The sequence below is a fragment of the Streptomyces coeruleofuscus genome, assembly GCF_039532725.1.
Classification (GTDB): domain Bacteria; phylum Actinomycetota; class Actinomycetes; order Streptomycetales; family Streptomycetaceae; genus Streptomyces; species Streptomyces coeruleofuscus.
In genome coordinates this window covers 39,195-62,614 of record NZ_BAAASE010000008.1, presented here as the reverse complement: position 1 = coordinate 62,614, position 23,420 = coordinate 39,195, and the positions used below count along the sequence as shown (strand labels likewise).

18 protein-coding genes and 1 pseudogene are annotated in these 23,420 nt (G+C 72.1%); 9 read left to right on the top strand and 10 right to left on the bottom strand.

Annotated elements, in window-relative coordinates; all coding sequences use genetic code 11:
- The first annotated feature begins 126 nt into the window (after window positions 1-126).
- Window positions 127-1,131 (top strand): DUF3533 domain-containing protein, encoded by a 1,005-nt coding sequence (locus tag ABFX81_RS28825; RefSeq protein ID WP_346138875.1) that lies wholly within the window; start codon window positions 127-129, stop codon window positions 1,129-1,131.
- 472 nt (window positions 1,132-1,603) lie between these two features.
- Here the strand turns inward: ABFX81_RS28825 and ABFX81_RS28820 are convergent, their stop codons facing one another.
- From ABFX81_RS28820 to ABFX81_RS28810, 3 genes are all read right to left on the bottom strand, one after another.
- Window positions 1,604-2,686 (bottom strand): S1 family peptidase, encoded by a 1,083-nt coding sequence (locus tag ABFX81_RS28820; RefSeq protein ID WP_346138874.1) that lies wholly within the window; start codon window positions 2,684-2,686, stop codon window positions 1,604-1,606.
- Between the two features lie 419 nt (window positions 2,687-3,105).
- Window positions 3,106-4,011 carry a S1 family peptidase gene (locus tag ABFX81_RS28815; RefSeq protein WP_150479998.1) on the bottom strand — a complete coding sequence of 302 codons (906 nt, stop codon included), beginning with the start codon at window positions 4,009-4,011 and terminating at the stop codon, window positions 3,106-3,108.
- Window positions 4,012-4,272: 261 nt separating this feature from the next.
- The gene (locus ABFX81_RS28810; RefSeq protein ID WP_346138873.1) at window positions 4,273-5,502 is read right to left on the bottom strand and encodes a DUF5685 family protein; all 1,230 of its coding nucleotides are present in this window, start codon (window positions 5,500-5,502) and stop codon (window positions 4,273-4,275) included.
- Between the two features lie 290 nt (window positions 5,503-5,792).
- Between ABFX81_RS28810 and ABFX81_RS28805 the strand changes: the two genes are divergently transcribed.
- A complete protein-coding gene (locus ABFX81_RS28805; RefSeq protein WP_346138872.1) occupies window positions 5,793-6,230 on the top strand; it encodes a cell division protein SepF in 438 nt (145 codons plus the stop codon).
- A 37-nt stretch (window positions 6,231-6,267) separates the two neighbouring features.
- On the opposite strand, the gene ABFX81_RS28800 is transcribed toward ABFX81_RS28805, so the two are convergent.
- Both ABFX81_RS28800 and ABFX81_RS28795 read right to left on the bottom strand, forming a co-directional pair.
- A complete protein-coding gene (locus ABFX81_RS28800) occupies window positions 6,268-7,458 on the bottom strand; it encodes an acyl-CoA dehydrogenase family protein (protein WP_346138871.1) in 1,191 nt (396 codons plus the stop codon).
- Window positions 7,459-7,536: 78 nt separating this feature from the next.
- Complete coding sequence (locus tag ABFX81_RS28795; RefSeq protein WP_346138870.1) at window positions 7,537-9,138, bottom strand: MFS transporter; 1,602 nt, start codon at window positions 9,136-9,138, stop codon at window positions 7,537-7,539.
- A gap of 262 nt (window positions 9,139-9,400) precedes the next feature.
- Here ABFX81_RS28795 and ABFX81_RS28790 point away from each other — a divergent pair, with 262 nt between their 5' ends.
- On the top strand, window positions 9,401-10,576 hold the full coding sequence (locus ABFX81_RS28790) for a glycosyltransferase family 39 protein (protein WP_086853971.1): 1,176 nt from the start codon (window positions 9,401-9,403) through the stop codon (window positions 10,574-10,576).
- Window positions 10,577-10,803: 227 nt separating this feature from the next.
- The gene (locus ABFX81_RS28785; RefSeq protein WP_086853969.1) at window positions 10,804-11,805 is read left to right on the top strand and encodes a phosphatase PAP2 family protein; all 1,002 of its coding nucleotides are present in this window, start codon (window positions 10,804-10,806) and stop codon (window positions 11,803-11,805) included.
- A gap of 138 nt (window positions 11,806-11,943) precedes the next feature.
- On the opposite strand, the gene ABFX81_RS28780 is transcribed toward ABFX81_RS28785, so the two are convergent.
- Window positions 11,944-12,159 carry an I78 family peptidase inhibitor gene (locus ABFX81_RS28780; protein WP_086853967.1) on the bottom strand — a complete coding sequence of 72 codons (216 nt, stop codon included), beginning with the start codon at window positions 12,157-12,159 and terminating at the stop codon, window positions 11,944-11,946.
- A 430-nt stretch (window positions 12,160-12,589) separates the two neighbouring features.
- On the opposite strand from ABFX81_RS28780, the pseudogene ctaD reads away from it, so the two are divergent.
- Window positions 12,590-14,161, top strand: a pseudogene (gene ctaD / locus ABFX81_RS28775) (aa3-type cytochrome oxidase subunit I); the annotation flags it as partial.
- On the opposite strand, the gene ABFX81_RS28770 reads toward ctaD, so the two are convergent.
- Genes ABFX81_RS28770 through ABFX81_RS28760 form a run of 3 tightly spaced genes read right to left on the bottom strand, consistent with a single transcriptional unit; the run spans window position 14,160 to window position 17,064 of the window.
- Complete coding sequence (locus ABFX81_RS28770) at window positions 14,160-15,200, bottom strand: WYL domain-containing protein (protein ID WP_086853965.1); 1,041 nt, start codon at window positions 15,198-15,200, stop codon at window positions 14,160-14,162. The pseudogene ctaD and the gene ABFX81_RS28770 sit on opposite strands and share 2 nt — an antisense overlap.
- 39 nt (window positions 15,201-15,239) lie before the next feature.
- Window positions 15,240-16,526 carry an ABC transporter substrate-binding protein gene (locus ABFX81_RS28765; RefSeq protein WP_086853963.1) on the bottom strand — a complete coding sequence of 429 codons (1,287 nt, stop codon included), beginning with the start codon at window positions 16,524-16,526 and terminating at the stop codon, window positions 15,240-15,242.
- Entirely contained in the window at window positions 16,501-17,064 is a 564-nt protein-coding gene (locus ABFX81_RS28760) for an MTB12 C-terminal domain-containing protein (RefSeq protein WP_086853961.1), read from the bottom strand. The genes ABFX81_RS28765 and ABFX81_RS28760 overlap by 26 nt, the downstream gene beginning before the upstream one ends.
- 143 nt (window positions 17,065-17,207) lie before the next feature.
- Here ABFX81_RS28760 and ABFX81_RS28755 point away from each other — a divergent pair, with 143 nt between their 5' ends.
- Genes ABFX81_RS28755 through ABFX81_RS28745 form a run of 3 tightly spaced genes read left to right on the top strand, consistent with a single transcriptional unit; the run spans window position 17,208 to window position 21,334 of the window.
- On the top strand, window positions 17,208-17,684 hold the full coding sequence (locus ABFX81_RS28755; protein WP_346138869.1) for a hypothetical protein: 477 nt from the start codon (window positions 17,208-17,210) through the stop codon (window positions 17,682-17,684).
- Window positions 17,685-17,693: 9 nt separating this feature from the next.
- The gene (locus ABFX81_RS28750) at window positions 17,694-20,696 is read left to right on the top strand and encodes an ABC transporter permease subunit (RefSeq protein ID WP_346138868.1); all 3,003 of its coding nucleotides are present in this window, start codon (window positions 17,694-17,696) and stop codon (window positions 20,694-20,696) included.
- Window positions 20,693-21,334, top strand: a complete 642-nt coding sequence (locus ABFX81_RS28745) for an ATP-binding cassette domain-containing protein (protein WP_086855058.1) — start codon at window positions 20,693-20,695, stop codon at window positions 21,332-21,334. Before ABFX81_RS28750 ends, ABFX81_RS28745 begins: the two co-directional genes overlap by 4 nt.
- 70 nt (window positions 21,335-21,404) lie before the next feature.
- On the opposite strand, the gene ABFX81_RS28740 is transcribed toward ABFX81_RS28745, so the two are convergent.
- Complete coding sequence (locus tag ABFX81_RS28740; RefSeq protein ID WP_086855057.1) at window positions 21,405-22,046, bottom strand: transglycosylase family protein; 642 nt, start codon at window positions 22,044-22,046, stop codon at window positions 21,405-21,407.
- A gap of 545 nt (window positions 22,047-22,591) precedes the next feature.
- On the opposite strand from ABFX81_RS28740, the gene ABFX81_RS28735 reads away from it, so the two are divergent.
- Window positions 22,592-23,374 carry a hypothetical protein gene (locus ABFX81_RS28735; RefSeq protein ID WP_086855056.1) on the top strand — a complete coding sequence of 261 codons (783 nt, stop codon included), beginning with the start codon at window positions 22,592-22,594 and terminating at the stop codon, window positions 23,372-23,374.
- Window positions 23,375-23,420: the final 46 nt, after the last annotated feature.

Below are 23,420 nucleotides of genomic sequence, written 5' to 3'. Positions count from 1 at the left end.
CGGCTCTCGAACATCTGTTCCCAGCTACCTCACCCCCACCATAGACCAATTCTCGAATGCATGTGCGACATCCGTTCGGCCCCGCCCCACCTGCGGAAACACCGGCCCGCCCCCGACCGTGGAGGCATGCCGCACCGCTCGTTCCGCGACGAGGTGAGAGACGCCGTCACCCCGCGGGCCACCCTGCTCATCGTCGGCGTGATCGCACTCCAGCTCCTGTTCATCGCCTCCTACGTGGGAGCGCTGCACGACCCGAAGCCAAAGGACGTGCCCTTCGCGGTGATCGCTCCCGGAGCCGCGTCCGATCAGGCGGTGACCCGACTGGACCGCCTGCCCGGCTCTCCCCTGGACCCCCGCGCACTGCCCGACGAGTCCACGGCCCGGAGCCAGATCACGAACCGGGACATCGACGGCGCCCTGATCATCGACCCCACCGGCACCGACACCCTCCTGGTCGCCTCCGGCGGCGGCAGGGTCCTCTCCACCACCCTGACCACCCTCGTCACCACCCTGGAGAGATCGGACAAGCGCACGTTCCGGACGGTCGACGTCATCCCGTCGGCCGCCCACGACCCCAACGGGCTCTCCTCCTTCTACCTGGTGGTCGGCTGGTGCGTGGGCGGCTATCTGGGCGCCGCGGCCCTGGCCATCAGCGCGGGAGCCAAGCCGTCGAACCCCCAGCGCGCCGCGATCCGCCTGGCGGTCATGGCCCTGGTCGCGGTCCTCGGCGGCCTCGGCGGAGCCCTCATCACCGGCCCGGTCCTCGACGCCCTCCCCGGCAGCACAGCAGCCCTCTGGGGCCTGGGCACCTTGATCATCTTCGCCGTGGGCGCGGCCACCCTGGCCCTCCAGGGCATCTTCGGCACGATCGGCATCGGCCTGGTCATCCTGCTGGTGGTGATCCTGGGCAACCCCAGCGCGGGCGGCGCCCTGCCCCCACCCCTCCTCCCACCCTTCTGGAAGGCCGTCGGCCCGGCCCTGCCCCCGGGCGCCGGCACCTGGTCAACGCGCTCGATCGCCTACTTCGAGAACAACGCCATGACCACTCCACTCCTGGTACTGGCGGCATGGGCAGTGGTGGGAGCGGCGATCACGGTGGCGGCATCCGCGACCCGCCGCAAGCGGCCGTAACGCACACGGGGAGCCGAACCCGCGCACGGGGGTGCACGGTGCCCGGCGTTGGCGCTCAGGCCGATTGGGTCCGCAGCCCGGCGGAGCGGGGTGCCGCTTCTTCGGGACGGGCGCCGCCCTCAGCGGCACGATTGCCCGCAGCCGAGGCGCACGCACGGAAGGGCGCCGTACCCCACACACGACGCGCCCGCACCCGCGCACGGCGCGAAGGGGCCGTGTCGGGGGGTGTTCGCCCGCTGCGGTTGGCGCGCCGACGGACAGCCAGTCGGCATCCGACCCCATCGCGCCGTTCCGAGGACGGACACCCCCCGACGCGGCCCCGACCCACACCCGGCGTCAGGCGCTACGCGCACCCCACCGAAGCCGCACAGGCCGCCGCAGGCACCCCGCCCAGCCACCGGAGGCCGGCGGCGAACGCAAAGTCCCGCCCCTCACACAAGGGGCGGGACTTCACAAAACCCAGAACCAGAACTCAGCCGATCTCGGTCCCGGTAGCCGACAGCGCCTCCGTCACGGGCTGGAAGAACGTCTCCCCGCCGGACGTGCAGTCACCACTGCCACCGGACGTCAGCCCGATCGCGTTGCTCCCCGAGAAGAGCGAGCCACCACTGTCACCGGGCTCCGCGCACACGTCGGTCTGGACCAGACCGTTCACGATGTCGCCGTTGCCATAGTTCACGGTGGCGTCCAGCCCCGTGACCTTCCCGTCGTGCACCTGGGTGGTCGAGCCGCTCCGCGTGACCTCCATGCCGACCGTCGCCTCGGCGGCACCCGTGATCTTCTGCGTCGAGCCGTTGTAGAGGTTCACCTCACTCGGGTGAGCCACCTCCGCGGTGTACTTGACCAGCCCGTAGTCGTCACCCGGGAAGCTGGAGTCCGCGTTGGTGCCGATCTCCTTGCCGCTGGAGTCCGACCACGTCGAGATGCCCTCGGTGCAGTGCCCGGCGGTCAGGAAGAACGGCTCGCCGCCCTTGACGACGTTGAAGCCGAGCGAGCAGCGGCCACTGCCGCCGGTGATCGCGTCACCACCGGCGATGAAGGGCTTGTACTCGCCCTTCGTCCGCTTGAGTTCGGCCTTCGCGCCGAGCCCGTCGACGACCTTCGTGAGCTTCGCCCACTCGGCCTTGGACACCGTACGGTCGGCGGTGACGACGACCTTGTTGGTCGTCGGGTCGGTCACCCAGGAGGTGCCCGGAATCGTCGCGTCCTGCTTCAGCGTGCCGCGGGCGCTCTTGAGTTCGGCGAGAGAGTTCGCCACGACTCTCGCCTTGGCTCCGGCCTTCTCGACGGCTTCGGCCGCGGCCTCGTCGAGCACGTTCACCACGAGCTTCTTGTTCTTCGTGTCGTAGTACGTGCCCGCCGCGTCGGCGCCGAGGTCCTCGGCCAGCGTCGAGGCGAGCTTTCCGGCCGCCGTGACCGACAGGGTCCGGGGTGCGGAGACCTCCGGGGTCTCGCTCGCGTTCGCAGTCTGGAAGGTGACTCCCGCGGCGACCAGTGCGGCGATACCGCCACCTGCCACGGCTGCACGCCGCTTGGGTATGCGTCGGTGCTTCAACTCGCGTCCTCCTGTGGGGGGTCGGCCCGAGAGGTTGTGGGGACCTCGCGAACCGGAAGGCTGTGTTGACGAGCGCCCACTATTCCGAGGACAACGGGGAGCACACAAGGTCGAGTTCAGGACGCGCGTAGATTACGGAACACACGCCCCCTCATTTTGACCGTCCACGGTCAAATCGGACCAACTCACACCCACTTCACGCACGTTCACACTGCAAACACTACGCGTGAGTAACGTGTGCCCACTCTGTGAGGTCTGGCCGTGGCTGGAAATCGCCTGTCTGGCCAGCTGCGGCAACTCCGTCGAAAGCCCCCGCACCCCATCAACTCCCGCCAGAACCCCCAAAAAGGGGAAACCCCCGCACGCAGTGCGTGCGGGGGCACAGAGACTCAGACTGCTACCGACCGGGACCGACCGGTCTAGTACACGCTGACCCCGTAGGCGCTCAGGGCCTCCGTGACGGGCTGGAAGAACGTCGTACCACCGGAGGAGCAGTTACCGCTGCCGCCGGAGGTCAGACCGTAGGCGACGCCGTTGCTGCCGTAGAGCGAACCGCCGGAGTCACCGGGCTCCGCGCAGACGGTGGTCTGGATCAGGCCGGAGACGATGTCCCCGCCGCCGTAGTTGACGGTGGCGTTGAGGGCGGTGACACGGCCGCTGCGCGTACCGGTCGTGGAGCCGTCGCGGATGACGGTGGTGCCCACGCTCGGGGTGGCCGCGCGCGTGATGTCCACGCCGTTCGCGGTGCCGGGACGGCTGACGGAGCCGCTGTAGCGGACGAGGCCGTAGTCGTTGCCCGGGAAGCTGGAGCCGGCTGTCGAGCCGATGACCGTGGTGCGGCCGGAGTTGGAGTACCAGGTGCCCGCGCCGTCGGTGCAGTGACCGGCGGTCAGGAAGTACTCGGTGCCGTTGCTGGCACGGACGTTGAAGCCGAGGGAGCAGCGCCAGCTACTCGCATAGATGGCGTCGCCGCCCTGGATCAGCTTGTTGAACTTGCCGGGGGTGCGCTTGATCGTGAGCGCGTCGGCGTTGGCGCCGGCCTGCTGCTTGATCTTCGCTATCTCGGCCTGGGTGACCGTGCTGTCGACGGTCAGGAGCACGCGGTTGGTCTTGCTGTCAACGGCCCAGGCGGTGCCCGGGATGTCGGCCTTCAGGAGGGAGCTGCTGGCGCTCTTGAGCTCGGTGGCGCTGAAGGTGGCGGGGGTGTCGGACGCGTTCGCGCTGGGGATCGCGATCGCGGCGGCGGCCACGAGGCCGGTGGAAACGGCGATCAGCCGGGTCCGTCTCGTAATGCCGCTGCGGGGGGTGGTGCGCTTGATCCTCACTTTTCGTTCCTCCACAAAGGAAGTCGGGGGCCCTCGTGGGGTTTCGGGCCCGTGAGGCGCAGTCCGGGACCGGCTTGTTCGGATTCCGAACCCGCCGTGCCCCTGACAAGCGCTGGGGGGAGTATTCGGCCGAACGGCCGGTAGGCGCAAGAGGGCCTTTCGGCCGCGGCCTTTTGAAGCGCTGTCACAAAGCCGCGAGATGACGGGCGATCGCACCCCTTCCGCAGCAGCACGCGAGGGATACGGGACGGGTCAGCCGCCTCAGGGGCAGCAGCAGTCGCACCCGTCGCAGTCGCAATCCCGACAGCAGCCTTCACGCTTCTTCCGGGACCACGGCCCCTCGTATTCCTTGGCGCAGCACAGCTTGCATGTGCAGCACAGCAGCCAGAACATCCCGCAGCCGGCCCAGAATCCGCGTCGTCCCCGGGGCGGCTGGGGCACCGGCGCGCCGCCACCGAAACCGCCGCCGCCGTACCCTCCTCCCCCACCTGCGTACGGGTTTCCTCCATTACCCGCGTACGGGTTTCCGCCATCGCCGGCGTACGGGTTCTGCGGACCACCGTGCGGCCCCTGGGGCGGCTGCTGCCCGTACGGGCCGCCCTGGTGTGAGGCGCACACCGGCACCGTGCCGAACGCCCGGTCCACCGAGCGCCGCAGTTCGTGCACGAGCAGCAGATGCACGAGCTTCGCGTCGGTGAACTCGGCCTCGCGCAGCGCGAGCCGCACCCCGTGCACCGCGTCGTCGGCGAGCCGCCGGGCCTCGGCGAGTGAGGTGCCGGTCGCGGCGATCGGATTCCAGGCGCCTGACGCGGCGTCAGTGTTCAGATCCTCCACGGCGTCCAGCAGGTGGGCCAGCCGTCCGAAGAGGCGTCCGGCCTCGGCGAGCGGTCCGGCGTTGCGCGGCCGGCCGGCGATGACCGCCGTGTGCGCGAAGGCGGCGGCGGTCGCGGTCTCGGTCGGTTCGGTGACCGTCAGGATCGGCGTGCCGGGCCCGGCGAGCGCCTCGACGCCGCCCTGCCGGTCCACGGCGTCGACCAGGACGGCCGTGTCGAACCCGACGGCGGAGCCGGTGCGCGCCCCCGCACGGTCCCAGCCCGCGGCGACCCGGCGTGCGGCGCGTGCGACCGGCGCGTGGGCCAGCAGTCCGTCACCGTCGGCGACGTGGTCGCGCACCTTGGCGGAGGCGAGCACCAGCGACACGGCCGCCGCGAGCCGCGCTCCCTCACCGTGCGCGACGGACGCGGTGCGCATCCCGCGCAGCGGGCACGGGCCCGCCGTGCGCCGCCCCACACCACTCGACGTGCCGGGCGTCCCCGCCACCTGAGCCTCCGTCAACACGGAGACGAGAAGCCCGTCATAGTTCGTGACGATGCGCGCGAGCTGACCGTGGTCCCCGCGCAGCGCGAGACACAGACCGCACAAATGCGCCATCCACTGGGCCGTGAGGCTCTCACCGAGCCGGTGCCGACAGGGCCTGACCATTCCGAACACGACGTCCCCCCGGTTCTCCGTACGATGTTTGGCGCCGCATGGTATCGGCCACCGCGTTCACCCGTACGCACCGCTCATCACCCGTACGCCGCGAAGAATCATATTTCACTCACAGTCAGCAGCCGTTTACGACAAGACCCTTGGGAAACACGGACTCTCGACGGATTCGCTGTGCACCAGTACCGTCACAAACCCCCCGTGCGGCGTCTATCCACTTGGCGCGCCATCCGCATCATGGACGACCATAGGGATGCGGAAAGCAAGAAAGACCGCTGTGAGAGGAGGCGTCCATGGGATCGGTACGCAAGGCAAGTGCCTGGCTTGGCCTCGTCGACGACAACGAAGACGAGCGTTACTACGACGACGACTACTCCGACGGGGCCGAGCCCGGGGAGGCCTGGGTCACCGATCCGCGCGTCAAGGTGGCCTCGGACGTCGCCGAGGAGAAGGGCCGCCGCATCGGCACGGTGACCCCGGACAGCTTCCGGGACGCCCGCGCCATCGGCGAGCTGTTCCGCGAGGGCGTACCGGTCATCATGAACCTCACGGCCATGGACGCCGCCGACGCCAAGCGCGTGGTCGACTTCGCGGCCGGGCTGATCTTCGGCCTGCGCGGTTCGATCGAGCGGGTGTCGACCCGCGTGTTCCTGCTGACCCCCGCCAACACGGAGATCGTCAACGGCGACCCGGCCGGACACCGCACGGACGGCTTCTTCAACCAGAGCTGAGGCAGGGCCGCTCACCGGCCCTGCCCCCGCGCGGGGTTCACCGGAAGGCGTCGAGTCCGGTGAGCGCCTTGCCCAGCACGAGCTGGTGCATCTCGACGGTGCCCTCGTAGGTGAGCACCGACTCGAGGTTGGTCGCGTGCCGCATCACGGGGTATTCGAGCGAGATCCCGTTGGCCCCGAGAATGGTGCGGGCCGTGCGGCAGATCTCGATCGCCTCTCGTACGTTGTTGAGCTTGCCGAAGCTGACCTGCTCGGGACGCAGGCGGCCGGCGTCCATACGCCGCCCCAGGTGATGGGCGAGCAGAATTCCCTTGTGCAGTTCGACCGCCATGTCGGCGAGTTTGGCCTGGGTGAGCTGGAAGCCGCCGATGGGCCGCCCGAACTGCTCCCGCGACTTCGCGTAGTCGACCGCGGCCTCGAAACAACTGCGGGCCGCGCCCATGGCGCCCCAGACGATGCCGTACCGGGCGTGCGACAGACAGCTGAGCGGCCCGCGCAGGCCGGTGACCTCCGGCAGTACGGCGTCGGCGGGCAGCCGTACGTCGTCGAGGACGAGTTCGCTGGTGACGGAGGCCCTGAGGGACCACTTGTGCTTGATCTCGGGGGCGGAGAACCCGGCGCTGTCCGTCGGCACGGCGAACCCGCGGATCCCGTCCTCGGTCTGCGCCCACACGACGGCGACGCCGGCGACCGACCCGTTGGTGATCCACATCTTGCGGCCGTTGAGGACCCAGTCGGTGCCGTCGCGCTTGGCGTACGTCCGCATGGCGGCCGGGTCGGATCCGTGGTCGGGCTCGGTCAGTCCGAAGCACCCGATGACCTCGCCGGAGGCCATCCGGGGCAGCCACCGCTGCTTCTGCGCTTCGCTGCCGAAGCGGTGGATGGCGTACATGGCGAGGGAGCCCTGCACGGAGACGAGGGACCGGATCCCGGAGTCGGCGGCCTCCAGCTCCAGGCAGGCGAGCCCGTACTGCACGGCGGACGCCCCGGCGCACCCGTACCCCTCCAGGGACATCCCGAGGGCACCGATGCTCCCCAGCTCCCGGGCCAGCTCCCGGATCCCCGGCAGCTCCCCCTGCTCGTACCACTCGGCGACATGCGGCAGCACCCGGTCCGCGGCCCAGGCCCGCACGGTGTCCCTGATCCCGAGATCCTCCGGTTCCAGGAGGTCGTCGAGGCCGAGGGGGTCGGCTGGGTCGAAGGGAGGAAGCTTGGACGACTCGGACATGCGGACACCCTCCGAAACTCTTTAACTAGCAGCGCTAACCAAGACGCTACGGTGTTCGCCCACCCACGCGAAAGGGCGTCACACCGAGACGCGCGACTCCGCGGCGTCCCTGGGTGCGGGCAGCTCCACCGCACCAGTGCCGTCACACTGCATGGCCCGCGGCAACCGCAACGCCATCGCCGCGCCGAGCATCAGCAACCCCGCGCTCACCAGCAACGTCACGTGCAGCCCGTGCACGAACGCGTCCCGCGCGGCATGACGCAGAGCGACCCCGGCAACCCCGCCCAGCTGCGCGGCGACCTCGTAGGCCTCCCCCAGCGAATGCCCCGCAGCAGAGGACGCCGGCTCCCGCACACCCGGCACGTCCGACAGTCCGGGCGCGTACGCCGCGTTCATCACCGTGCCGAGCAGGGCGATCCCGATCCCCGCCCCCAGCTGGTACGACGTCTCCCCGATCGCCGCCGCCCCACCGGCCTGCTCCTGCGGCGCCTCGCTCAGCATCGACTCGTACGCCCCGAACAGCGTCGTCTCCAGCCCGAAGCCGAGCAGCACGAACCCGGTCAGCATCAGCGCGCAGTCGTCCGTCCGGCCCAGCGCCGTCAGCAGCACCACCGCGAACGCCGTCAGCAGGAACCCGCAGCACACCATCCGCCGCGGCCCGAACCGCCGCAGCATCCGCGCCCCGGCCAGCCCGGCCGCCATCGCCGCGAAGGTCAGCGGCAGCAGCCGCAGCCCCGTCTCCAGCGGCGACAGCCCGAGCACCAGCTGGAGGTACTGCGCGGCGATCAGTTCGAGACCGACCAGCGCCAGCATCGCCAGCACGATGCACCCGACGGACGTGCTGAACGCCGGGCGCGCGAACATCTTGAGGTCGATCAGCGGCTGCGCCCGCCGCCGCTGCCGCCGTACGAAGGCGGCCAGCAGCGCCGCGCCCACGACCAGCGGCAGCACGGTGAGCAGGCTCCCCACCGACTCCCCGCCGCCGAGCCGCTTGACGCCCAGCACCACCCCGAACAGTCCGACGGCCGCCATCAGCGCGCCGACCACGTCCCAGGGCCCTTCGCCGTCGCCTTTCGACTCGGGCAGCAGCAGTCGCCCCACCGGGAGGCTGACCAGCATCAGCGGAATGTTGACGAGGAACACCGAGCCCCACCAGAAGTGCTCCAGCAGGAAGCCGCCGAGCAGGGGCCCGACCGCCGCGCCCACCGCGGCCACCGCGCTCCAGATGCCGATCGCGAGCGCCCGCTCGCGCCGGTCCGGGAAGACCTGCCGCAGGATCGACAGGGTCGCCGGCATGATCATCGCGCCGCCCACGCCGAGCAGCGCCCGCGCCAGGATCAGTACCTGGGCGTTGTCCGCCAGGGCCGCGAGGCCCGAGGCGACGCCGAACAGCGCGTACCCGAGGAGCAGGACCCTTCTGCGGCCGACGCGGTCGCCCAGCGTGCCGAACAGGATGAGCAGCGAGGCGCAGACGAGCGGGTAGATGTCGACGATCCAGAGCAGCTCTATCCCGCCGGGCCTCAGGTCCTCGGTGACGGCGGGGACCGCCACGTGCAGCACGGTGGCGTCGACGGCGACCAGCAGCAGGCTGACGCAGAGGACGACGAGAACCACCCAGCGGTTGGCACCGGCCCCGGCCGCCCGACGGCGCAGCGCAGCGGCCGTGGTCGTCCCGGACATGTACGTACCTCCCAGATGTTCCCTCGCGATCGGCGGGCTCACGGGGTGGGGGACGCCCCCGCGACTCGGCCGGAGAGGAGCGGTGGTCTCCGGCCCGCGCAAACGAACAGCGAGTGACACGTCAGAGTACGCGAGTCCGCGCGGGAGCCGAGTGGCGGACCTCTCACACGTCCGGCGGAAAGGTGTGGCGTACGCCACTCCCCCCACCTCGTCCACGCCTCGGGCGGCCGGCCGGTTCCGGCCCGGGTCGATAATCGGGCCCGTGACCGATCTTGAGACGCGCGCGGCCCCGTCCCGCGCCGGGGCGCTGCGCCGGGCGACCCCGGCGCTCCTCGGGTACGCGGCCGTCCGCGGCCTGGGCCTCATCGCCCTGGCCCTGTGGAGCGCGGCGCGCGACAAGAGCGCGTACACACTGCTGACCGCTCGCTGGGACGCGCTCTGGTACACCAGGGTCGCCGAACTCGGCTACGGCTACGAGGTGCGCCTGGCGAACGGGGACGTGCACTCCAACCTCGCGTTCTTCCCGCTGCTGCCCTGGCTGGAGCGGCTGGTGGCGGCGGTGTCCCCGCTGTCGTACGCGGACGGCGGCTTCCTCGTCAGCCTGGTCGCCTCCGTCGCCGCGGCGTGGGGGATCTTCGCGGTCGCGGACCACGTGTACGGGCGCCGGGCCGGGGTGTGCGCGGTGCTGCTGTGGGCCGTGCTCCCGGTCGGGATCGTGCAGTCGATGGCGTACAGCGAGTCGCTGTTCACGGCGCTCGCCGCGTGGTCGCTGTACGCGGTCCTGACCGGCCGCTGGGTGACCGCGGGCACCCTGGCCCTGCTGGCGGGGCTGACCCGCCCGGTCGGGATGGCCGTGGTGGCCGCCGTGTGGGTGGCGGGCATCGCCTCCTTCGCACGGGAGCGACGCGCGGGCGACGCCGACGGCCCCGGCCCCCGTACCCGCGCCCGCCGCGTCCTCGGCATGCTGCTGGCCCCCCTCGGCACCGCCGGATACGTGCTGTGGGTCGGCCACCGCACCGGCAAGGGCCCGCTCGGCTATCTCGACGTGCAGGCGGGATGGCGCAACGGGTTCGACTGGGGGTACGCCTTCGCCCGGTTCGTCGCCGAAAAGTTCACGTCGTTTCCCTCGGCCCTGGCCGGTGCCGGGCTGATCGCCGGGGTCGCGTCAGTCGTTTGGCTGTATGTGGTCGGCGTACGTCAGCGCCAGCCGCTTGCGCTGCTGGTCTACACCGGGGTGGTGACCGCGCTCGCCCTGTGCGCGTCGAGCTACTTCGGCTCGAAGCCGCGCCTGCTGATGCCCGCCTTCCCGCTGCTGCTGCCCCTCGCTCTGGCCCTGGCCCGGCTGCGTCTGCGCAGGTCAGCGCTGGTGATCGGACTGGTGGCGGTCGCCTCGGCGGTGTACGGGGCGTTCTGGCTGAACGGCTCGGGTCCGCCCTGACCCGCTGTGAGCGCCGGGAGAATTGCGCACGATGCTCCGGTGAACGAATTCAAAAGCGCAATAAAACCCCCATCCGGAATGATCAAAGGAATTGAAGGCCGCAGCGCGCGGCGATTACGGATTCGCTGGAAATAAACCTCCTCCTGAGAGGAATCCCACATCACATCGTCATCACAAAGCCGTTGATTCGACGGGGATCCGAGCTCACTCGCTGTAACGTCGATTGGGTGCGTACCGAACCGAAGCTCACCCGTCTGGACCGGGTGTTCGCCCGGCTGGACCGTGAGCCGGAACGACCGGCCCACCTCGATGTGCCGAAGATGAGCAGGCACCGCATCGTGCTCCTCGCGGCGACCCTGGCCTTCTACGGCGCGATCGTGTGGGCCGTGATCATCACGTCCTGGCTCGTCCGGCTCGACTGGCAGGTGATGTTCTTCCGGCCGTACCAGCAGTGGTCGGAGATCCACTGGTTCGTCGACTACTACGTGGTGCTCGGTCAGCGCGGTCCGACCGCGGTGATGGTCGCGGCCTGGCTGGGCTGGCGCTCCTGGCGGCAGCACACCCTGCGTCCGCTGCTCGCCCTCGGCGTCTCGCTGCTCCTGCTGAACATCACGGTCGGCGCCGCCAAGTACGGCATGGGCCGGCTGGGACCGCACTACGCGACCGTGATCGGCTCGAACGAGATGTGGCGCGGCGGCGATATATTTCCGAGCGGTCACACCGCCAACGCCGTGGTGACCTGGGGAATCCTGGCCTACATGGCCTCCACCCCGAGAGCGCGCCGCTGGCTGTCCGCCGTGTCCGCGGTGACGTCGCTCGGCGTCGGGATGGCCACCGTCTACCTCGGTACGCACTGGCTGAGCGACGTGCTGCTGGGCTGGGCAGCGGGGCTGCTGATCCTGCTCGCCCTGCCGTGGTTCGAGCCGCTGATCGCCCGTTCCGAGGCCAGGATCTTCGACCTGCGCGACCGGCTGCGGGCCCGCCGGAACCCTACGGCGTCGGCCGCCGTGCCGGTCGGCACGCCGCACGTGGTGGTCACGCCGCTGCCCACCGACCGGGACGACGCCGCGGCCGGCTCGCCCCGGGCCCCGGCCTACCTGGCGCCGGGACCGCACACGGCCCGCTCGGAGCGCACGCCGATCTCCCCCACGGGCAGCCGCCGCCCGCCGCACGCGGAGCGGCACCCCCGCGGCTCGGCCTCCTCGGCCCGCCCCCTGACGGGCGGCTGACCAGGACGGACGGCGGGATCGGTGCGCACACCCCGTCCCAGCACGCCCTCGTCCCGGCACACCCTGTCCCGGCGCACCTCGTCCCGGCACGGCGAAGGCCCCGGTTCCGGAGCGCGGAACCGGGGCCTTCGCGGTGTCTCAGCCCTTCCAGGCCCGCGCCACCCGGCCGCCCTTCACCTCGAAGTTCAGCCGGCCCACGCGGTACTCCATCGTGATGATCGCCCCCGGCGACAGCGAGCGCACCGTCGACCAGCCGCGCTCACGCGCGAGGTCTTCGGCCGGGCCGGCCTCCAGGCCGACATAGGCGTCCGGGGTGTCGTCGGGTTCCGCGGAAGGTGTCGGAATCGGTGCCATGCCGCCACGCTATGCCGTGCCCGGCGACCATGGAAGTCCGGGCCGGTAACCCCTGTCCCCGTCCCTCCCCTGTCACGCTTCTGTCACAAGATCACGACAGCTGTTTCGGGCGCTGTCCGTCACACGGACGAGCGGTTTCGTAGGCCTTCCGCAGGCATTCGATCGCAATTTCCGCGTGTCACATGAGCCCATGGAAAAGCCCGGCGGAAAGTTCCGGGAGAAGTGACCTCGGAGCCCCGTTCCATTCCGGCGCCGCACCGGGCCGGCTCAGCCGCCGCCGCACAGGAAATACACGGCTTCGCCGCACAGAGGCCGGTACGCCCCCTGTCGGTGCGCTCGGTGACGCGAGCATCATGGCGTGAGCTCGCGGGTACGTGTGGCGCGGGCTTCGGCGGGCCCGGGACGCGATGAGCGAAGGGGCGAGCGAGCGATGGGGACGCAGACCGTACCGGCGACGGCGCCGCCCGTGCCGAGGAAGAAGCACGGGCGGGTGGTGGTCGACTGGCTGACCACGACGGACCACAAGAAGATCGGTCACCTCTACCTGATCACGTCCTTCGTGTTCTTCCTGATCGCGGGAGTGATGGCGCTGCTGATGCGGGCCGAGCTGGCCCGTCCCGGACTCCAGGTCATCACCAACGAGCAGTTCAACCAGGCCTTCACGCTGCACGGCACGATCATGCTGCTGCTGTTCGCGACGCCGACCTTCGCGGGCTTCGCGAACGAGCTGATGCCGTTGCAGATCGGCGCGCCCGACGTCGCCTTCCCGCGGCTGAACATGTTCTCGTACTGGCTGTTCCTGTTCGGCGGGTTGATCGTGCTGGGCTCGCTGCTGGTGCCCACCGGACCGGCGGACTTCGGCTGGACCGCCTACGCCCCGCTCAACAGCGCGGAGCGTACGCCGGGCATCGGGGCCGACCTGTGGATCATGGGGCTGGCGCTGTCGGGCTTCGGCACGATCCTCGGCGCGGTCAACTTCATCACCACGATCATCGGGATGCGCGCTCCGGGCATGACGATGTTCCGGATGCCGATCTTCGTCTGGAACACGCTGTTCACGTCGATCCTGATCCTGATGGCGTTCCCGGTGCTGGCGGCGGCGCTGCTGGTGCTGGAGGCGGACCGGCGGTTCGGCTCGCAGGTCTTCGACGCGGCCAACGGCGGGTCGATCCTGTGGCAGCACCTGTTCTGGTTCTTCGGCCACCCCGAGGTGTACATCATCGCGCTGCCGTTCTTCGGCATCATCACGGAGATCATCCCGGTCTTCAGCCGCAAGCCGCTGTTCGGCTATCTGACGCTGGTCGGGGCGACGATGGCGATCACCGGCCTGTCGATGATCGTGTGGGCGCACCACATGTTCGCCACCGGCGCGGTGCTGCTGCCCTTCTTCTCCTTCATGAGCTTCCTCATCGCGGTGCCGACGGGCGTGAAGATCTTCAACTGGGCCGGCACCATGCTGAAGGGCTCGCTGTCGTTCGAGACGCCGATGCTGTGGGCGACGGGCTTCCTGGTGACGTTCCTGTTCGGCGGGCTGACCGGGGTGATCCTGGCGTCGCCGCCGCTGGACTTCCATGTGACGGACACGTACTTCGTGGTGGCGCACTTCCACTACGTCGTCTTCGGCACCGTCGTCTTCGCGATCTTCGCCGGCTTCTTCTTCTGGTGGCCGAAGTTCACCGGGAAGATGCTCGACGAGCGGCTCGGCAAGATCCAGTTCTGGACGCTCTTCACCGGCTTCCACACCACGTTCCTGGTGCAGCACTGGCTGGGTGCCGAGGGCATGCCGCGCCGGTACGCGGACTACCTCGCCGCGGACGGCTTCACGGCGCTCAACACCGTGTCGACGATCGGCGCGTTCCTGCTCGGCATGTCGACGCTGCCGTTCCTCTACAACGTGTGGAAGACCGCCAAGTACGGCGAGAAGGTCGAGGTCGACGACCCCTGGGGCTACGGCCGTTCCCTGGAGTGGGCGACCTCCTGCCCGCCGCCCCGGCACAACTTCACGACGCTGCCCCGGATCCGGTCGGAGTCGCCGGCGTTCGACCTGCACCATCCGCAGTACGCGGCGGTGACTGCCCAGCCCGAGCCAAAGCCCCATCAAGCAGGTCGCGAGTCCTCCTGATCGCCTCGATCAGCCCGTCGGGTTCGAGCACCTCGAACTCGAAGCCCAGCATCATCACATGGATCACCATCACGTCGAGGCTCCCGGCGCCGCAGCGCAGCAGGCAGCTGTCCGGGCCGTCCTCCTCCAGCACCCCGGCGCTGGGCGAGATGCGTGCGGCGGCCTCCTGCAGGGGGGCCAGGAGCCGCACGACGGCGTGGGTGGCGTACGCGCGGGTGGAGACGCCCTGGGAGACGTAGGCCGCGAGGTCCTCGGCGGGCGCATCGCGCGGCTCGAAGCGCGGGCCGTGCGGCGGCCTGGGCGTGATGCGGTCCACGCGGAACGTGCGCCAGTCCTCCCGGTCGAGGTCCCACGCGACCAGGTACCAGCGGCGCTCGGTGCACACCAGGCGGTGCGGTTCGACACTGCGGCGGCTGGTGGTGCCCTCGTGGCCGCGGTACTCGAAGCGCAGGCGCTCGGCGTCCCGGCAGAGGTGGGCGAGCTCGGTCAGGACGGCCGGGTCGACGGCGTCGGGCAGGGGGCCGCGCAGCATCGGCACGGTGAAGGCGTTGAGGGCGCCCACGCGGCGGCGCAGCCGGTTCGGCAGGACCTGTTCCAGTTTGGCGAGGGCCCGTACCGAGGTCTCGCCGATGCCCTCGATGCCCTGCCCGGCCGCCGTGCGCAGCCCGATCGCCACGGCGACGGCCTCGTCGTCGTCCAAGAGCAGCGGCGGCAGTTCGGCGCCCGCCCCGAGCTGGTAGCCGCCGCCCGTGCCGGGGCTGGCGTTGACCGGGTAGCCGAGTTCGCGCAGCCGGTCCACGTCCCGGCGCAGGGTGCGGGCGCTGACGCCGAGACGCTCCGCCAGGTCGGGGCCGGACCACTCGCGGTGGGCCTGGAGCAGGGACAGCAGGCGCAGCAGGCGGGCCGAGGTCTCCAACATGGGGGCGAGTCTGCCAGCCCTTGCGGACAACCACTGTCCTCAAGGCTCGTAGGCCAGCTGGGGGACGTCGAAGCAGGTGCGGTTCATGTCGCCCTGGGTGACCCAGCCCTCGCCGTCCTGCCAGCGGGCCACCGACAGGCAGGTCCGGCTCGTCCTCGGCGGCTCGGGGCGCCGCTCGAACTCGACGGGCAGGAGCAGCCCGCCCGCGGTGTACCCCTCGCCGCGGTTCAGGTAGGCGTCGACGCAGGCGCGCGTGATGCCCGTCCCCGCGCAGGACTCGGCGGCGTCCGTGAACCACCGCGCGGCCGCCCAGCCCTCCAGCTGCCACTGCGAGTGCGTCTTCAGTCCCTTCGTCGCCTCGCGGAACTCCCGTACGGCCGGGTGGCCGGTGTCGTCGAAGTTGCGGCTGGAGCCGGTCGCCCAGAGGGCGTTGCGGCAGCGCGGGGCGTCCTCGTAGGCGTCGGCGACGGTGGACGTCCAGTTCTGCACGTTGGTCACCTTGGCGGTGACGTCGGCGCCGGCCTCGTCCATGGCCTGGCACAACCGGGCGTTGCCGTGGCTGTCGATGGCGTCGAAGACGAGGTCGGCTCCTTGTTCCTTCAGGTCGGCCGCGACGGCGCGGAAGTTGGGCAGGGCGAAGTCGACCTGTTCGGTGACGACCTTGTAGCCCTCGGCGCGCAGGCCCCGTTCGACGAGCCGGGCGTAGGCGGCCGAGGCGGACTGGTTGTAGGAGACGACGGCCGCGGTCCGGGCGCCGTGCTCGCGCTTGAAGTAGCGGTAGACCTCGGTGCCGCCGTACAGCTTGCCGTCCCAGCCGGTGGTGCCGTCGCGCGGCGCGAGGCTGCCGTAGATGCCGTAGAGGTGCGGGTAGGTGTCGTAGGCGCTGCCGATGGGCTGGCCGCCGATGTCGGGCACGCGCGCGCGTGAGACGCGGGAGGCGCCCGCGTAGTCGAAGGCGGTGGTGGCGACCAGGGCGACCACCTCGTCCTCCTCGACCAGCCGGTGCACGCACTCGTTGTTGCCGACGCCGCTGCCGCCGTCGTCGCACAGGCGCACCTCCACGCGGCGGCCGTCGATGCCCCCGCGCGCGTTGAGCCGGTCGAACCACGCCTTGGCGCCGTCGCGCGGGCCGGTGAAGGCGGTGCCGCCGACCGGGCTGGTGGCGCTGGCGATGATGCCGACCCGCAGGGGTGCGGTGTCGCGGGGCGCGGAGGTGCGGTCGGCGTGCTCGAAGTCGCTCTCCGGGAGCCGGCTGCCGCAGGCCGCGCTCAGGGCGAGCAGCAGCACCGCGGCGAGGGCCTCAACAGCCCGGGACGGGCGACGCATTGCCGCTCAGTTGCACCAGCGCGCACAGCGCCTTGGCGGACACCTTCCAGGTGCCGTCCTGCTCGACGGCCGTACCGGAGGCGTCCGGCAGGGCGGTGGCGCCCTTCAGGGTGAGCGTGTACGTCACGTCGGCCTCGGTGGCCGAGGTGAACTCGATCCTGGTGACCTTCGCCTGGACCTGCCCGCCGCGCTCGTCGCCGCTGAAGGCCTCGAGGACGGGGCCCATCCGGTCGCCGTTCTCCAGGACGGCCTGCTTGTCCTGGGTCGAGGTCTTCGGGTCGAAGAACTTCTCCCAGTTCTGCCTGATCTCCGCCTCGGCCGCGGCCCGGTCCGCCGGCGCGCTGGCCGGTGCGCTCGTGGTCCGGTCCACGGTCGGCCGGGGCGGCGTGGCCTCGGTGCCGCCGCCGTCGTCGTCGGTGCATGCCGCGAGGGCCGGGGCGAGAACCAGGACCAGGGCGGCCGTGATCGCCGTACCCCGTCCCGCGGCTCGTGGGCCCCGTGTCGCGTTCCCCCGCCTGAGGTCGCTGCCGAGAACCATCTGGCTCACCACCGGGTGTCGGTCCGGGCCACGTGCGCCCGGTGCTTTCAGGGTCAGCTTCCAAGGGGCATAGTGCAAGCGATCGGCGGACTTGAACAGGCAGCCAGGCGCGTGCCCGGACAACCGACGTGTGGGAGCCAGCGATGCGGACAAGCCGACTGCGGACCGTGCACCCCGTCCTCTGGGCCGGCTGGGCGGCGCTGGCCGCCGGCGCGGTGCTCTGCGTCGTCGGCTGGTACGGCGTCTCCGGGGAGCGCTTCGCCGAACGGCAGCTGCCCTACCTCGCCTCCTGCACGGTCCCCGGCGCGGCCCTGATCGTCTCGGGGGCGGTGCTGCTGGCCCACGGCCGGAGCTCGATCGCCGCCGCGCGCGTGGAGGAGCTGTACGGCCTGCTGGTGGCGGCCGAGCCGGCCGATGCGGACGAGGCCGGACAGGCCGTGCTCGCGCCCCTCGCAGTCAGCGGCGAGCTGCTGATGGTGCCGGGCGGCACGCTGTGGCACCGCGCGGACTGCCCGCTGGTCTCGGGGAAGGCGGAGGCGGTTCCGGTGGACTCCAAGTTGGTGGCGAGCGGCGAGCTGGGCCCGTGCCCGATCTGCGAGCCCGCCGAAGAGACCGACTGAGCCCGGCCGATGTCCTCGCTGACGTACGACCTCACCCTGGCCGGCCTGGCGGTCGGCAGCGCGGCTGCCCTGACCGGGATCGGCCTGGTCGTGACGTACCGCGCGACCGGCGTGCTGAACTTCGCGCACGGCGCCATCGCGATGGTGTGCGCCTACGCGCTGCGGCAGTGCGTGGTCGAGTGGGGCTGGCCGCTGTGGCTCGGGGCAGCGGTGACACTGCTGGTGCTGGCGCCGGGGCTGGGTGTCGTACTGGAACGGTTCGTCTTCCGGCCCCTGGCGGTTCTCGGCGGTGACCCGGCGCAGACGCTGGTGGCGTCCATCGGGGTGTTCGTGCTGCTGGTGGGCGGGGCGGCGCTGCTGTGGGGGCAGGGGGCGCGGGACGACGCGCCGGAGCTGGTGCCGGACGAGCCGTGGGGGCAGCTCGCGGTGGTGCTGGTGCTGGCCGCGGGGGTCGCCGCGGTGGTCCGCTGGACGCGGTTCGGGCGGGAGCTGCGGGCCGTGGTCGACGACCGGCAGCTCGCCGTGCTGGGCGGCATCGACGCGGACCGGGTCGCGGCGGCGGGCTGGGCGTTCGGCTCCTTCACGGCGGGTCTGACCGGCGTACTGCTGGCGCCGTTCGTGCGGCTCGACCCGTACGGGCTGCCGCTGCTCGTGATGGAGGTCGTGGCGGTCGCGGTGGCCGCCCGGATGCGGAGCCTGCCGGTCGCGGTGGTGGTGGCGCTGGGCATCGGGGTGGCGCAGAGCCAGCTCACGCGGCTGCACCCGTCCGGGTGGGAGGCGCCGCTGCTCCAGGCGGCCGGCACGAACCTGTTCGTCGTCGCCCTGCTCGTCGCGGCCCTGGTCCTGCCGGGCGTGGGCACACGGGACGCGTTGCCGCGCACGGCCACCGCGCGGGTTCCGACGCCGCCCGGCGCGTGGATCGTGGCGGCCGTGCTGTTCCTGCTGCCGCTGGGCCTGGCCGGCCGGGACCTGCACACGTCGATCCAGGTGCCGGCGCTGGCCGTCGTGCTGCTGTCCCTGGTCGTGGTCACCGGCCGCGGCGGTCAGATCTCGCTGGGGCAGGCGGCGTACGCGGGTCTGGGCGCCCTGTTCACCGCGCTGCTGGCGGCGGGCCGCTTCCCGGGCCTGCCGGCCGTGCCGGAGCTGGCGGCCCTCGCGGTGGCGGTCGTCCTGGTGGCACCGCTCGGCCTGCTCACGGGCTGGCCGGCGATCGGCCGCCGGGGTCTGGCGCTGGCGCTGGCGACGTTCGCCGTCGGCGTGGGCGTGAGCCGCTTCGTCTTCGCCCAGCCGTACGCCACGTCGGGTCTGTCGCTGGGCCGCCCGGCGGGTTTCGAAGGGGACCGCGCGTACTACGTCCTGGAACTGCTCCTGCTGGCGGTGGCGTTGCTGGCGGCGCACGCGCTGCGCCGGGGGCGGACGGGCCGGGCCCTGGCGGCCATGCGGGACCACGAGGCGGGGGCGCAGGCGGCGGGCGTGCGGGTGCCGTCCCTCAAGCTGCTCGCCTTCGTCGCGGGCGCCGCGCTCGCCGCGCTGGGCGGCGGCATGCTCGGCATGGGCCTGCGCGCCTTCGACCCCGCCGCCTACGACCCGGTGCGCGGTCTGCTGTGGTTCGCGGCGGTCGTGGTGCTGGGCGCCGACAGCACCCTCGGTGCCCTCGCCGCCGCGGCCCTCCTGGTCGGCCTGGACGCGGGCACACGCGGCGGCGTGGCGGCGGCCGTGATCGGCGTCCTGGCGGTCCTCGTGGGCCGCTTCCCCGGCGGCCCGTACGAGGCCCTGCGGACGGCGGTGGAACGCCTGCTCCCGAGCCGCAGCCCCGCCCTCACCCCCGAGGGAGTCCGGGCTCGCGGGCTGCTGGGCCCGGCACGACCGCGGGCGGCCCGGACCGCACCGGTGCCCACGGGGGCGACTGCGGCACGCGTGGTGCGGGAGGCCGAGGGCACGCCGCCGGACGGGCGTGCCGGCCCCCCGGCGGACGCGGGCGGAACGGCACCGCGCGCCGCCACCCTGGACGGACGGCGAGCGACTCCGGGCGCCGGGCCCGCGAGCCGCGAGGCGCCTCAGCCGCCGGTCCACGGCCCCTCGGCCCCCGCAGCCCGTCACCCGGCGGCTCCGGCGGACGGGACGGCGGGGCCCGCCCCGGCGGACCGCCATGGCACGCCCGGGGAGGCGCGCCCCGGCAGTGCCCGGCCCCCTTCCACTCCAGCGCCCCCGGCAGCGGGCGAGGCGACCACCGGGCCCTTCAGGAAGCCCCGGCCGCGCGCGGCAGCGCCTCCGCAAGCGGCCCGACCGCCCACCGCCCGGGCCACGGCCGTCTCCTCCCCCGTCCTCACCGCCCGCCGTCTCCACGTCCACTACGGCGGCTTCACCGCCCTCGACGGAGTGGACCTGGACGTCTTCCCGGGGCGGATCACCGCGGTCGTGGGCCCCAACGGGGCCGGAAAGAGCACCCTGTTCCACTGTCTGGCCGGAACGCTGCGGCCCGCGCGTGGCGAGGTGAGGTGGGGCGGGCGGGACATCACCGCACTGCCCGCGCACGCCCGCACCCGGCTCGGTGTCGCGCGGACCTTCCAGCAACTGGCCGTCTTCCCGTCGCTGACCGTGGCCGAGAACGTCCGGGTGGGCGCCGAACAGGGCCGGGTGACCGACCAGGGCGCCGTGGAACGGACGCTCAGGCTGCTCGGTCTGGACGGGCCGGTACGGGCACAGCCCGCCGCCGGGCTGCCCACGGGGACGCTGCGCCGCGTCGAACTGGCCCGGGCCCTCGCGGGCGCCCCGCGCGTCGTGCTGCTCGACGAGCCCGCCGCCGGCCTCGACACCGCCGAAGTGGCCGCTCTCGCCCGGGTCCTGAGGGCCCTGGCCGCCGACGGCACGGCCCTGCTCGTCGTCGAGCACGACCTGGACCTGGTCGCCGGTCTCGCCGACGTCGTGCACGTGATGACGGCGGGCCGGATCATCGCCTCCGGCCCGCCCGGGCGCGTTCTGGCCACCCTGGGATCGGCGGCCGGGCGATGACCACCGTCTCCCTGCGCCACGCGCGCGTGCGCTATGGCCCGCTGGAGGCCCTGCACGGCGTCACTCTCGCCGCCCCCGGCCCGGGCCTGACGGTGCTGCTGGGCCGCAACGGCTCCGGCCGCAGCACGGCCCTGCGCGCCCTGGCCGGAGCGGTGCCCCTGTCGGGCGGCGCCGTGGTGTGGGACGGCGCCGACGTGACCCGCGTGCCGGCGTACGAGCGGGCCCGGCGCGGGCTGTGCCTGGTGCCGGAGCGGCAGGCCGTGTTCGGCTCGCTCACCGTGCGCGAGAACCTCGCACTCGCCGCCCCCGACCACGACCCGGCCCTCGACGCCTACCCGCAGCTGCGGCCCCTGCTGGAGCGGCGGGCCGGCACCCTCTCCGGCGGGGAGCAGCGCATGCTCGCCCTGTCCCGGGCCCTGCTGGCACGCGCGCGTGTGGTGCTCGTCGACGAGCCCGCCCAAGGTATGTCGCCGTCGGTCGCGGCCCGCACCTACGGGCTGCTGGGCGGGCTCGACGCGTGCGTGGTGATCGCCGAGCAGCGCCTGCCGCCCGCCCTGCGGGACCGGCCGGTCCTGGTGTACGAACTGCGCCGCGGGGCCGTCGTGTTCGCCGGGGAGGCGAGCGAGCTCGGGCCGTGAGCCGCAGACACGCCGAGGCCCCGTCCGGCCGGCCGGACGGGGCCCGCGTGTCCCGGCGGGCGGGAGCGGCTCAGATGTCGAGGCGCAGGCCGGGCACGATCACGTCGGGATCACCGCCGATGGCGGCCTTGTTGGCGGCGTAGAGGTGCTGCCAGGTGGTCCCGTGCCGGGCGGCGACACCGCTCAGCGTGTCGCCCTCGCGGACGGTGTAGTCGCCGCGGGAGGACCCGCGGTCGGGGTGTGCCGTGGAACGCGCCGGCGTCTTCGAGGGCTTCGCCGGAGCGGCCTTGGTGGAGGTGACCGGGTCGGCCGCGGACGCCGCGGGTGCGCTGCCGCTCGCCCCGGCGCGTGCCGAGCAGGTCGGCCAGGCGCCCCAGCCCTGGGCGCGCTGGACCTTGGTGGCGACGGCGATCTGCTGTGACTTGCTCGCCTGGTCGGCGGTGGGCGCGTAGGCCGTGCCGCCGTAGGCGCGCCAGGTGGAGCCGGCGAACTGGAGTCCGCCGTAGTAGCCGTTGCCGGTGTTGATGTGCCAGTTGCCGCCGCTCTCGCACTGGGCGATGCGGTCCCACACTCCGCTGTCAGCCGCCGCGGCGTTCCCGGTCGCGGCGAGCAGTCCGAGGGGCGCGAGCAGTGCCGCGCCGGCGAGGACCGCCGTCGTACGAACCTGGTTCTTCCGAGCGTTGTCGCGCGTGGTATCGGCACATTCGGACATGTAGTTCCCTCTCGAAACACCCGGGGTCCCCCAAGGCGGAACGCCACTCCCCGCGCCATGGGGCGCGGGTGTCGCGCTCGCCCCGTCCGCCGGTGTGGTGCTGTGCGTGGTTCCGGAGAATCACGCGGCCGGCGGACGTACCCGAGCGGTGCTCACTGCACACGGCCGAGGAATCTAAGGAGGTTGACGGTCCGTCATCAACAGGTCGCCCGTCTTGCCAGGCCAGTTCCCCGATACCCCGGGTAACGGCTATTTCCGGACACCCACTTCATTCCCGGATTTCCTGATATATCGACCAACCCGCCCGACGACCTGTGACCCACCTCACCCCTTCAACGCCCTTTACCAAGCGGTGACTTGACGGTGAGTACGCGATTCCGCGCCGAGCGTGACCCTGCGCGCTGGATGGTTCGATTCCGTTCGCTCCGGGGCGTGACTCCCGCCACAGATCGCCCGTTGTCTTCTTCATGAGCCGGGGCCCACCCGGACCACGGGCCGGGAGCCACCCGGCCTTGCCACGCACCGCATCCCCGAGGGAGCCACCCGTGCCGCGCATGCTCGACGTCAGCGACGAGGTACGCGCCGAGATCGGCGACGAAGAAGCCGACCGCCTGCTCGCCGGAGAGACCGCCCCGGGCAGTTACGACTGCACGTCCTGCCGCACTCCGGGCAACTCCGAGCAGGAGCGCACCAGCACCGTCCTGTTCATCGGGGACGAGACCGCCGTCCTCGCCTTCGCCCACGCCGGCTGCCTGCCCTCGCAGGTCGTCCAGGTCACCGAGGAACAGCTCCGGGGCGCCGTGAAGTCCATCGCCGGCGACACCGTCGACCTGGAGCCCGACAAAGTGGTGCCCGAGCAGGCGGTGCTCGGCGTGACCAGCGGGCTCGTGCTGATCGCCGGGGAGCTGCACCCGGCCCTGGTGGTGGAGCCGACCGCGCCCATCGCCCGGCCCGGCACCACGGGCTCCGGCGACGATTTCCTGCCGCTGCTCATCGAGCAGGGCTTCATGCCGCTGACGGAGCTGTCCGCCGTACCGCCCGTGCTGCACGGCTGGTCCGTACTGCTCGCCGTGGGCCGGCTGCACGCGGTGCTCCAGCCGGGGAGCAACGGCGGTCAGCCGGTGGCCTGGTGGCAGGCGCACCAGCCGCTCCAGGTCACCGAGGGCTGGCGCGCGGCCGCCAACAAGCACCAGCAGGTGCTGATGTTCGCCGCGCCGGTCGGCTCGATCGGCCGCCAGCCGCGCGAGGACCTGATGCGGGACGCGCTGGACAAGGCGGCGGCGAACGGAAAGCTGGTCGCCGCGGCGCTGCCGCTGGCCGGCACCTGAGCGGCGCGTCACCCGGGCGGACCGCACCCCTGCGAAAGCCGTACCC